The 11,818-nt window shown below is 70.2% G+C and carries 7 protein-coding genes; 2 read left to right on the forward strand and 5 right to left on the reverse strand.

Annotated elements, in window-relative coordinates:
- Positions 1–161: 161 nt before the first annotated feature.
- From ACIPJI_RS33040 to ACIPJI_RS33050, 3 genes are all read right to left on the reverse strand, one after another.
- Entirely contained in the window at positions 162–1,355 is a 1,194-nt protein-coding gene (locus tag ACIPJI_RS33040; protein ID WP_402250538.1) for a CobW family GTP-binding protein, read from the reverse strand.
- A gap of 165 nt (positions 1,356–1,520) precedes the next feature.
- The gene (locus tag ACIPJI_RS33045) at positions 1,521–2,531 is read right to left on the reverse strand and encodes a LacI family DNA-binding transcriptional regulator (RefSeq protein ID WP_356621877.1); all 1,011 of its coding nucleotides are present in this window, start codon (positions 2,529–2,531) and stop codon (positions 1,521–1,523) included.
- Between the two features lie 99 nt (positions 2,532–2,630).
- Entirely contained in the window at positions 2,631–6,920 is a 4,290-nt protein-coding gene (locus tag ACIPJI_RS33050) for a discoidin domain-containing protein (RefSeq protein WP_402250540.1), read from the reverse strand.
- Positions 6,921–7,242: 322 nt separating this feature from the next.
- Between ACIPJI_RS33050 and ACIPJI_RS33055 the strand changes: the two genes are divergently transcribed.
- Positions 7,243–8,970, forward strand: coding sequence for an ATP-binding protein (locus tag ACIPJI_RS33055; protein WP_402250542.1), 1,728 nt, complete (start codon positions 7,243–7,245; stop codon positions 8,968–8,970).
- Positions 8,967–9,647, forward strand: a complete 681-nt coding sequence (locus ACIPJI_RS33060; protein ID WP_402250544.1) for a response regulator — start codon at positions 8,967–8,969, stop codon at positions 9,645–9,647. Before ACIPJI_RS33055 ends, ACIPJI_RS33060 begins: the two co-directional genes overlap by 4 nt.
- Before the next feature lie 47 nt (positions 9,648–9,694).
- On the opposite strand, the gene ACIPJI_RS33065 is transcribed toward ACIPJI_RS33060, so the two are convergent.
- Together ACIPJI_RS33065 and ACIPJI_RS33070 are read right to left on the reverse strand one after the other, a co-directional pair.
- Entirely contained in the window at positions 9,695–11,317 is a 1,623-nt protein-coding gene (locus ACIPJI_RS33065) for a cation acetate symporter (protein ID WP_402250546.1), read from the reverse strand.
- Positions 11,314–11,790 (reverse strand): DUF485 domain-containing protein, encoded by a 477-nt coding sequence (locus ACIPJI_RS33070; protein WP_307708660.1) that lies wholly within the window; start codon positions 11,788–11,790, stop codon positions 11,314–11,316. The genes ACIPJI_RS33065 and ACIPJI_RS33070 overlap by 4 nt, the downstream gene beginning before the upstream one ends.
- Positions 11,791–11,818 lie beyond the last annotated feature (28 nt).

Genomic DNA, 11,818 nt, shown 5'->3' on the forward strand with positions numbered 1-11,818 from the left:
CCGTGCGTGGTGTGAAGCCTAGACACCTCCACCACACCGGAGGTCTTCGCCATGATCAAGACCCGCGACTGTCAACAACGCTCGTGATCAATACAACTAGGGCCACGCCGCGTCTTCGGACGTGGTGCGGCAAGGGGCCGTCCGGACCGATCCTTCGCGGATCAGTCCGGACGGTCGCTCACCAGGAGATCCTCGGACGGGTCGTCGGACGCAATGTCGGACGCAATGTCGGACGCAATGTCGGAGAGGATGTCGGACGGTTCGTCGGAGGACTCGTCGCGTACGTACCGCAGGATTCCCCACATGCTGTGTTCCTCCGGGGCGTCCTGCGCGCCGGTGACGCGTGCGGCGTCCAGCTCCGCCAGCAGGGCGGGGGCGTCGATGCCGGAGCCGATGAGCACCAGCTGCGTCTGCCGCCCACCGTCACCCGGCGGCCAGGGCTCGGGACGAAAACGCAGGAACCTGCCGACGGAGTGGACGGCGTAGCGGTTACGGGGATCGAGAGCGCCGAAGTCGACGAAGCCCTTGATGCGGTAGAGGCCCTTTGGCCGTGAGTCGAGGAAGTCCAGCAGCCGGCGAGGATGGAGCGGGTCGTCCGAGGTGAACGAGGCGCTCTGGTAGGCGGCGTGCAGATGGCCGCCGTGCCCGGTGCCACCGCAGTCGTGGGCGTGGGGTTCGTGGTCGTCGTCGTGCTCGTCGTCGTGGACATCGTCGTGGACATCGTCGAAGGAGAGCTGGCCCACGCGCTCCGACGGCGGGCGCGGTTCGAAGAACAGCTCGGCGTCGACGCGGCCGTACGACGCCGGGATCACCGCGGCCCGGCCGGCGAGACCTGTGATCCGCTCACGCAGCCCGCGCAGGGCGTCCTCACCGGCCCGGTCGGCCTTGTTCAGTACGACCAGGTCGGCCACGCCGAGGTGCCGGTCGATCTCCGGGTGCCGTGTCCGGGTCTGCTCGAACTCGGCCGCGTCGACGACCTCGACGAGACCGCCGTACACGATCCGCTCGTTCTCGCTGGCCAGCACCATGCGCACGAGCTCCTGCGGTTCCGCGAGCCCGCTCGCCTCGATGACGATCACATCGAGGCCGACGGCCGGGCGGGTGAGCTTCTCGAGGAAGACGTCCAGTTCGCTCGCGTCGACGGCGCAGCACAGGCAGCCGTTGCCGAGGGAGACCGTGGAGTCGCCGAGCTGTCCGGCCACCGTCATCGCGTCGATCTCGATCGACCCGAAGTCGTTGACGATCGCGCCGATCCGGGTGCCGCGACTGGTCCGCAGCAGGTGGTTGAGCAAGGTCGTCTTACCGGATCCCAGAAAGCCCGCGAGGACGATGACGGGGATCTGCGACGTGCTCAAGACGGCACCTCCAGGGCTTGGCTGCACTTCGGTCCCCAGGATATGGGTCGGCCGGAACGGGGGCGGTGGGCGCAAGATGCTGCGCGGGCTCCGCAAATTCGCGGCATGGGGGAAGGGGAAACGGCCCCGCGCAACCGCCCCGCCCCGCCCCGCCCCGCCCCGCCGCTAGGGTCGCCGCACCTGCGCCGTCGACCCCCGGACCACCAGTTCCGGCTCGAACAGCAGCTCGCCCGGCGGCACCTCGCCCCCCTGGATCTGCGCGGTCAGCAGTTCGACCGCCGCCCGCCCCATCGCCTCGATCGGCTGCCGTACCGTCGTCAGCGGGGGCTCCGTGCAGTTCATGAACGCCGAGTCGTCGAAGCCGACGACCGACACGTCGCCGGGTACGGCGAGCCCGCGCCGCCGGGCGGCGCGTACCGCGCCGAGTGCGAGCGGGTCGCTCGCGCAGATGATGCCGGTGACGCCCCGCTCCAGGAGCCGACCGGTCGCGGCCTGACCGCCCTCGAGGGAGAACATCGAGCGCTCGACGTACTCCTCCGGCAGCTCCGTCCCGGCCGCTTCTGCCGCCGCCTGGGCGGCCGCCAGCTTGCGGCGGGAGGGCACATGGTCACCGGGGCCGAGAACGAGGCCGATGCGTTCGTGGCCGAGCGAGGCGAGGTGCCGCCACGCCTGCTCGACGGCGACGGCGTCGTCGCACGAGATGCACGGGAAGTCCAGGCCGTCGATGGAGGCGTTGACGAGCACGACAGGGATTTGTCGCTCGGCGAGCAGCCGGTAGTGGTCGTGCGGGGCGTCCGCCTGCGCGAACAGGCCTCCGGCGAACACGACGCCGGACACCTGTTGCTGGAGCAGCAGCTCCACGTAGTCGGCTTCGGAGACGCCGCCCTTGGTCTGCGTGCACAGCACGGGGGTGAGTCCCTGCTGGGCCAGCGCCCCGCCGATGACTTCGGCGAAGGCGGGGAAGATCGGGTTCTGCAGTTCCGGCAGCACGAGCCCGACCAGCCGCGCCCGCTCGCCCCGCAGCTGGGTGGGCCGCTCGTAGCCGAGGACGTCCAGCGCGGTGAGCACGGACTGGCGGGTGGCCTCGGAGACTCCTGGTTTGCCGTTGAGGACCCGGCTGACCGTGGCCTCGCTGACTCCAACCTTCTTCGCCACCTGAGCAAGTCGTCGCGTCATACGCGCAAGGCTAGCGCAAGCCACGCAAGTGGCTTGCGCTGGCCCGATCGTCGACCGGGGCCTCACCCCGATCGTCGACCGGACCTCGCCCTGCCCGCCCTACGGATTGATGTTGATCTTGAAGGTGGAGGTCGTGTTCCTGATGTCCTGCGCGTTGCCGCTGAGCCTCAGGCCGTTGAAGGTGACCTCGCCGACCGCCGGGCCCTGTCCGCTCTCGGGCATCTCGTTCGCCCATAGACCGAAGCCGGACTTGGCGTCGAAGGCGTCACCGCTCTTGCGGGCGCCGGATATCGAGATGTCGGTGAAGACGGTGTCCTTGATCGGGAACTCCGGTTGTCCTCCCTCGTACTTGGTCTGGAACATGATGCCGCTGTACGTCGGATCCACGATGTCGACATTGTTGACCCGGATGCCCTGGAAGACCTTGTCCGCGGAGAACAGCCAGATGCCGGGGAAGGTCTGCGCCCCCCAGAAGTGGCCGCCGGCCCGGACGACGGAGACGTTCTCGACGGTCGTCGGTCCGGTGCCGAAACCGTTCATCGGGTAGCCGAAGTCCAGGGAACTGATGGTGATCCCGGAGTAGACCAGGGTGTCGGCGATGTGGATGTTGCGGAAGGTGTTGTCGTAGCCGCCGTAGACGGCGATGCCCGCCGCGCGCCAGGTGAGGATCGAGGTCAGGTTCTCGTAGACGTTGTTCTTCATGTCCGCGCCGCCCGCGTCGATCGCCGAGAAGAGCGCGAAGCTGTCGTCGCCGGTCGCTCTGGCCTCGTTGTTCGAGACCAGGTTGTCGGTCGAGCCGTTGGTCATGTTGATGCCGTCGGCGAACATGTTCCGGATGCGGGAGTTCTTGACGGTGATCCGGTCGGTGTTGGCCCCCCAGTAGAGGCACACCATGTGCTCGTTCCAGATGTTGTCGATGACGATGTCCGACACGTTGGAGAAGTCGAACACCTTGCCCGGACCGTCGATGCGGGACGTGTAGTTGCCGAAGTAGGAGAAGTTCCTGAACGACGCCCCCTTCGCCGACGCCTCGGCCCGGAACCCGATGTCGGTGTTGTCCTGGGTGGAGGGGGCATGGAACTTCGTGAACCAGGGGCCCGCACCCGTCACCTGCACGGCCTTGCCGTACACCTGGAACTTGCTCGACGTCTGGTAGTCGCCCGCCGGCAGGTACACACCGACGAGCTTGCCGCTCGTGTCCATCCGGACGCGGTCCAGGGCGTTCTGCACGTCCTGGTGGGTGAACCCGGCGGGCACGGCGTACGACGCCGGGTCCGGGTTCGCGACCGGGGCGACCTGCTCGAGGTTGACGAAGTCGATCGCGTACGACGATGTGTTGGCCGCGTCCTTCTGCAGCCTGATCGTGCTGCCCGCGGGGACGGTCCCGCCCAGCATGATGTGTGCCTCGTCGTAGATGTGGCGTGGAGCTCCCGCCCCGGGAGAGTTGCCCGGCGAGGCCTCGGCCCCGTACAGCCAGGCGTACTTGGACGTCAGGTCGATCGCCTTGCGGAAGACGCCGTCGACGTACACGTTCAGGGTGGCGTCGATGCCGCCGCCCCCTGGCGCGTCCGGTATGGAGAAGCGGGTGACGAGGGTGTTGGTGCTCGCCCGGCTCGTGAATTCCACGTACTCGCCGGTGCTGTCGAGGGTGACCGCCTTGCGGCCCGACGCCTCACCGGCGATGTCGCCGACCGTCCGGTTCGGGCCGACGACCTGCGCGCCGCCGCCGGCCGTGCCGTCCTCGGCCTCGTACATGTCGAACGGCAGGTCGGCGCCACGACCGACGAAGAACGCCTGGGTGCTGGTGTTGTTCCCGCGCTTGACCGGCAGCTCGTGGGCGTCGGCGGCGACGGTCACCCTGAGCGTGTACGAGCCGTCGGCGGCCGTCCAGGTCCCGAGGTTCACCGGCGCCGTCGTCGCACCGGCGGCGACGGCGCCGCTGTAGGCGCCCGTGAAGGTCCTGACCGTCGCGCCCCGGGAGTCGACAAGAGCGAGGGTGAGACCGTGGCTGCCGCCCGCGGACGCGGTGGTGCCCTGGTTCCTGACGGCGACGGAGAAGGTGACGCTGTCACCGGCCGCCGGCGAGGACGGCGAGGTGGAGACGGAGGCGGCCACCAGGTCCGAGCTCGCGACCGGCTTCACCACCAGAGCGGTGGGGCTGGTGTAAGTGTTGTCCGTCTCGTTCTGCTCGATGACCGCGTCCGCCTCGTCGGCGACGGCACTCAGCTGGTAACTACCGGCCTCGCGTGTCCCGATGGAGGCGCTGACCGTCGTCTGCGCCCCGGCCGCCAGCGGGCCGGCCTGGGCGGTGGCCACCTTGGTGTCCCCGAGCCGCAGCGCGACGGCGCTCGCCGGAGCGGCGGACGGGCCGCTGTTGCGTACGGTGGCCGACAAGGTGATCTCGTCCGACTCGACGGGCGAGACCGGCGACGCGGACACAGAGGTGATCGACAGGTCCGGGTTGGGAGCGGGTACACCGAGCACCTGGAACTCGGCGATCTGCCCGGCCGTGGCGCCGGTGTTGGAGGTGAACCGGAGCTGGACGTCGGCGAGACGGGCGTCGAGCGGGACGGTGACCGTGTTGCCGCGCGCCGGGTCGAAGGCGTAGTCCTTCGCCGCCACCACGCCGGTGAACCCTGAGGCGTTCTGCCCGCGCCCGAGCACCTCTATGTTCTGTGTGCGGGCGCCCCAGGCGCCGGCCGGATTCAGCTTGAGCACGACGGCGCTGACGTCCGCGTCGGCGCCCAGCTTCACGGTGAGCGTGTTCGGGTAACTGCCGGCCGCACCCTCCCAGTAGGTGGTCACGTCGTTGTCGTTGGCGTTCTGGGCGACGAAGGTGTGGATCACGGAGGACGCGGTGATCGGTTTGGAGACGGCGAGGTTGGAGGCGGAGTCCGTGGAGCCGTTGCGGGTGACGCTGTTGCTGTCGCCCGACTCGTTCCCGGCCGCGTCCTTCGCGCGCACCCGGTAGGTCACCGTCTCCGACACGGGCCGGGTGTCCGTGTAGGTGGTCACGTCGCCGGCGACGCTCTTGCGCAGGACGTTGTCTGCGTAGATGTCGTAACCCGCCACTTCGGTGTTGTCGACGGAGGCGCCCCAGGTGAGGACGATCCGCCCGGCGACCGGCTCGGTGAAGGACAGGTTCGACGGCGCGGTCGGGGCCTGCGTGTCACCGGAGTCGGCCCTGCGGGTCACGGTGTTGCTGTTCGCGGACTGGTTCCCGGCCGCGTCCCTGGCCCGCACGTAGTAGGAGACGGTGACGTTCGAGGGCCTTGTGTCCGTGTACGTGGTCACGTCGCCCGCCACGGCGGCGAGCAGCTGATTGTCGGCATAGACGTCGTAGTCGGTGACCGCCGTGTCGTCGGTCGACGCCTTCCAGGTCAGCTGGATCCGGCCGGTCGCCGGCTCGGTGAAGGCGAGCTCCGCCGGGGCGCTCGGAGCCTTGGTGTCGCCTGTCGCCGGTCCGTAGATCTCGAGCTCGGACAGTTGGGCGGCAGGCTGCCCGGTGTTGGCGCTGACGAGGACGCGTACGTACCGGGTCGTGGCGGCGTCGAAGGCGATCGTCGCCGCATGGCCGCCCGCCGCGTCGAACACGTAGCCGCTGGAAGCGGTCAGATCGGTGAAGTCGGAGCCGTTGGCGCTGCCCTGGATCTTCAGTGTCTGGGTCCGTGCGCCCCAGCCGTCCGGCAGCCGCAGCACCACGCGGTCGACGCGCACGGACGAGCCGAGGTCGGCCTGGATCCACTGCGGGAGTTCGTGGTTGCGGCTCTCCCAGTAGCTGGCGCTGTTCCCGTCGGCCGCGTTCGCGGCCGAGTAGACCTCGGTGTGGCTGCTCGCGGTGAGCGTGCGGCCACGGGCGAGGTTCCCCGAGGACCCGTCGGCGGCACGGACCTCCAGCGCGGACAATTGGGCCGCCTGCCAGCCGGTGTTGGCGGTGATGTGGACTCTCACGTAGCGGGCGCGGGCCGACGGGAAGGACACGGACACCGTGTTGGCCGAGCCCGGTGCGAAGGTGTAGGCGGCCGAGCTCTTCAGGGTGCTGAAGCTGGTGCCGTCGGCGCTGCCCTGGACGGACAGGGTCTGCGTCCGGCTCTCCCAGCCGGCCGGGAGCTTCAGCACGACCTCGTCGACGCCGGTGGTGCTGCCGATGTCGGCCTGCACCCACGGCGGCAGCGTGCTCCCTGCGCTCTGCCAGTACGACGACTGGTCGCCGTCCGTGACGTTGGCGGCGGCGTACTCGCTGTGCGAGCTGCTCGCGGTCGCCGGGCGGCCCGCGGCGATGTCCGGACCGTCGGCCGCCGAGGCGGTCCACGAAGGCCGGCCGAGCATCAAAAGACTTGTGGTGATCACGGCGGAGAGGACCCGCCATCTCCAGCGTTGCGGTCTCATCTGTCCCCGATCTTCGGCCCCGTGCTCTGGTGCGACGAGGGCGCGGCTCTGACGACTCATCGGTGCAGCAGCATTTATGCGGCAAAGTGCTGCACCTTTTGCGTTTAGCGGTCAGAGAGTTGCAGAGATATGCCGGGTCGTCCACTGTCGCGGCAACCCCCTCTCCGACCGCCTCGCACCCCTGACCCGCCGCGCATCTGCCGATACCAGGGGCTTTCATTCGCGCTGTCAGGAAAATGAAAAATGGCCGCAAGGAGCGCAAGTCATTTGCGCGGAGACCACAATTTCGGAAAGCGGACGGCTGCCCTTACCGTTCCTAGGCATGAGTCCCGTTCCGACCGCCCCCGCCCGGCGACGGCGGTTCGGCTGGCCGCAGCGGGTCTTCTCACAGGTCCTGCTGATGCAGCTGACGATCGTCACCGGGGTCATCGCGCTGGCCACCGGCCTTTTCCTCGCCCCGCTCAGCGCCCAGCTCGACGACCAGGCGATGCGCCGCGCGCTCGCCATCGCGGAGACCACCGCGTCACCCGAGCTCGCCGAGGACGTGACCGGCTCCCGGCCGACCGCCGACGGCCCGGTCCAGGCGGAGGCCGAACGGATCAGGCAGGCCACGGGCGCCGAGTACATCGTGATCATGGACGGGCGCGGCGTGCGCTGGTCACACACCTCCCCCGCCCAGATCGGCCGGATCGTCTCCACCGACCCGAGCGAGGCGCTGGCCGGTCGGGACGTGATGGAGATCGACAGCGGCACCCTCGGCCGTTCCGCCCGCGGCAAGGTGCCGCTGCGCGACGCGGACGGCCGGATCGTCGGCGCGGTGTCCGTCGGCATCGAGTACGACAGTGTGCGGGCCCGGCTGCTGGCGGCGATCCCAGGACTGCTCGCCTACGCCGGCGGCGCACTCGCCGTCGGGGCGCTCGCCGCGTACCTGATCTCCCGCAGGCTCCAGCGGCAGACCCATGACCTCGCCTTCTCCGACATCTCCGCCCTGCTCGCCGAGCGCGAGGCGATGCTGCACGGCATCAGGGAAGGCGTCGTCGCCCTGGACACGGCCGGGCGGGTGCGGTTGTTGAACGACGAGGCACAGCGGCTGCTCGGGGTGGGGCCGGAGGCCACCGGACGGCCGCTGGACGAGGTTCTCGGCGCGGGACGCACCAGTGACGTCCTGGCGGGCCGGGTGAGCGGCGACGACCTGCTGACGGTACGGGGCAGCCGGGTCCTCGTCGCCAACCGGATGCCGACCGACGACGGCGGCGCCGTCGTCACCCTCCGCGACCGCACGGAACTGGAGCGGCTGGGCCGGGAGCTGGACTCCACCCGCGGGCTGATCGACGCCCTGCGCGCGCAGGACCACGAGCACGCCAACCGCCTGCACACCCTGCTCGGCCTGCTGGAGCTGGAGATGCACGAGGAGGCGGTGGAGTTCGTCACCGAGGTCGTCGGGGTGCACCGGGCCACCGCGGAGCAGGTCACGGAGAAGATCCACGATCCGCTGCTCGCCGCCCTGCTCGTCGGCAAGGCGACGGTCGCTGCCGAGCGCGGGGTGTCGCTGCGGATCGCCCCCGCCTCCCTGCTGCCCGACCGGCTGGTCGACCCGCGCGGACTGGTGACGATGGTCGGCAATCTGGTCGACAACGCGCTGGACGCGGCAGCGGGCACACCGGACCCGCAGATCGAGGTCGAGCTGCACACCGTCGGCAGCACGGTGATCCTCCGGGTCGCCGACAGCGGTCCCGGTGTCCCGGCCGAACACCGCGAGTTGATCTTCACCGAGGGGTGGACCACCAAGGAACTGCCGGCCCACGGCAAGCGCGGCCTGGGGCTGCCGCTGGTCCGCAGGTTCGCCGAGCGGCAGGGCGGTAGCGCCACGGTCCGCGAGTCGGCCGCCAAGGGCGCCGAATTCGTCGTCGTACTGCCCGACGCCCTGGCAGAGACCGGTCCGGACGAGGACCTCACACGGATTCCCCGACCGCTCGACGCACCGGATCCGGGAGAGACCGGCGCACCGGGACGGGCAGGCGGCGCACGAGAGGTCCGGCAGACGCGATGATCGACGTACTGGTCGTGGACGACGACGTCCGGGTCGCCCGCATCAACGCGGCCTACGTCGCCAAGGTGTCGGGCTTCCGGGTCGTCGCGGAGGCCCACTCGGCCACGGAGGCGCTCGCGAGGATCGCCGAGGCGCCCGTCGATCTGATCCTGCTCGATCACTACCTGCCGGACGAGAACGGGCTGTCGGTCGTCCGTGAGCTCCGCGCGCTCGGCCACCAGACGGACGTGATCATGGTGACGGCCGCCCGGGACGTGGCGACCGTCCAGGCGGCGATGCGCCACGGCGCCCTCCAGTACCTGGTCAAGCCGTTCAACTTCGCCGGGCTGCGGGCCAAGCTCGAGGCGTACGCGACGCTGCGGCGCGCCCTGGACGGCGGTGGCGAGGCCGAGCAGGCCGAGGTCGACCGGATCTTCGGCACGCTGTCGGCCGGCTCGATCGCCCCGGAACTCCCGAAGGGGCACTCCCCCACCACGGCAGAACTGGTACGCCAGGTGCTGCTGGCCGCCGACGGCCCTTTGTCGGCCCAGGAGATCGCGGAACGGGCGGGCGTGAGCCGGCAGACCGCGCAGCGCTATCTGAAGCTCCTGGAGCGGGCGGGCAGGGTGCGGCTGACTCTCAGGTACGGCGAGACGGGCCGCCCCGAGCACCGTTACGTGTGGGTGGCGAGTACCTGACGCCGCGGGCCCGGACTCCGTCAAACGTCACGACCCGCACCACGGCGTCAGACGGCGCCCGCTCCCGTCAGCGCCCGCACCTCGGTCTCGGCGTGCTTCGCCGCGTCCGGCGGCTCACAGGAGACGACCGTGCCGATCCAGCCCGCCAGGAAGCCCAACGGGATGGAGACGAGCCCCGGGTTCTCCAGCGGGAAGAGGTGGAAGTCCACACCCGGGAAGAGCGACCGCTCACTGCCGGAGACGACCGGCGACACCAGGACGAGCAGCACCGCGGGCACCAGCCCGCCGTAGACGGACCAGACAGCGCCACCTGTGGTGAAGTTCCGCCAGAACAGCGAGTAGAGCAGGACGGGCAAGTTGGCGGAGGCGGCCACGGCGAAGGCCAGGCCGACGAGGAACGCGACGTTCAGGTCGCGGGCCAGCAGACCGAGCGCGATGGCGACGGCGCCGATGCAGACGGCGGCGATCCGGGCGACGGCGACCTCGCTGTACCGGCCGTCGCCGTCCTCCGCGCCCGCCGGCCCGGCCGCGCGCCGGCGCCGCAGCGTCGCGTACAGGTCGTGCGCGACGGAGGCCGAGGAGGCCAGCGTGATCCCCGCGACGACGGCCAGGATGGTCGCGAAGGCCACGGCGGCCACGACCGCGAACAGGACGGCGCCCCCGGTGGACCCCGCCCCACCGCCGAGGTCGAGGGCGAGCAGCGGCACGGCCGTGTTGCCGGCGGCGTTGGACGCCCGGACCTCGTCCGTGCCGACCACCGCGGCCGCTCCGAAACCGAGCACGATCGTCATCAGGTAGAAGCTGCCGATGAGACCGATGGACCAGACGACCGAGCGGCGGGCGGCCCGCGCGGTCGGCACGGTGTAGAAGCGGGCCAGGATGTGCGGCAGTCCCGCCGTGCCCAGCACGAGCGCCAGGCCGAGGCTGATGAAGTCCAGACGGGCGATCCAGTCCCCGCCGTACCTGAGGCCCGGGGCCAGGAAGTCCTTGCCGTGACCGCTGCGTGTGGCGGCGGAGTCGAGCAACTGGTTGAAGTCGCCGTGGAATCGCATCAGCACCAGCACGGTCATCGCGATCGCGCCCGCCATCAGCAGCACGGCCTTCACGATCTGGATCCAGGTGGTGGCCCGCATCCCTCCCATGGACACGTAGATCACCATCAGCGCTCCCACGCCGATGACGGTCCACGACCGGGCGGCCTCACTCGTGCCGCCCAGCAGCAGCGCGACCAGGCTCCCGGCTCCCACCATCTGCGCCACCAGATACAGGACGGAGACGGTGACCGAGGAGGTTCCGGCCGCGATGCGCACCGGCCGTTCCTTCATCCTGGCGGCGATGACGTCGGCGAGGGTGAACCGGCCGCAGTTGCGGACGAGTTCGGCTACGAGCAGGAGCACGACGAGCCAGGCGACGAGGAAGCCCACGGAGTAGAGCATCCCGTCGTAGCCGTAGAGCGCGATGAGCCCTGAGATGCCGAGGAAGGAGGCGGCCGACATGTAGTCACCGGCGATGGCGAAGCCGTTCTCCATCGGGGAGAACAGCCGCCCGCCCGCGTAGAACTCCTCTGCTGAACCATGCCTGTTGCGGCTCACCCAGGTGGTGATGCCGAGGGTGACCGCGATGAACGCGCTGAACAGCAGCAGGGCGAGCGCCTGGTGGTCCCCGTTCAACGCCCGGCCCCTCTCGTCATCTCCTGCGTGTCCCACCGCAGATCGAGCGCGGCCCGGTCCCTCCGCAGCCTGGCGTGGCGGGTGTACGCCCAGGTCAGCAGGAAGGTGGTCAGGAACTGTGCGAGTCCCGCGACCATCGCCACATTGACCGCTCCCGCCACCGGCCTGGCCATCAGCCCCGGCGCGGTCGTGGCCGCGACGACGTACGCCAGGTACCACACGAGGAAGGCGGCGGACGCGGGCACGACGAACCGCCGGTAGCGGGCGCGTACTTCCTGGAAGGCCTCGCTGCGCTGCACTTCCAGATAGATGTCGGCGGCGCTGCGTCCGGCCGTCAGGTCCTCCCCGGCGAGCGGCGCTCGGGGGGCAGGGGCTCCGGTGCTGTCCCGGTCGCTCCAGCCCGAGGCCAGCGCGTCGTACCACGGGTCCTCGAGCCGCACTTGGGCGGCGTCCGGGCCTTCCTGCTTCTCCACGCTCACCTCTCCTTGCCGACGAACCGTT

The organism is Streptomyces sp. NPDC086835, from assembly GCF_044745705.1.
In the GTDB taxonomy this organism is placed as follows: domain Bacteria; phylum Actinomycetota; class Actinomycetes; order Streptomycetales; family Streptomycetaceae; genus Streptomyces.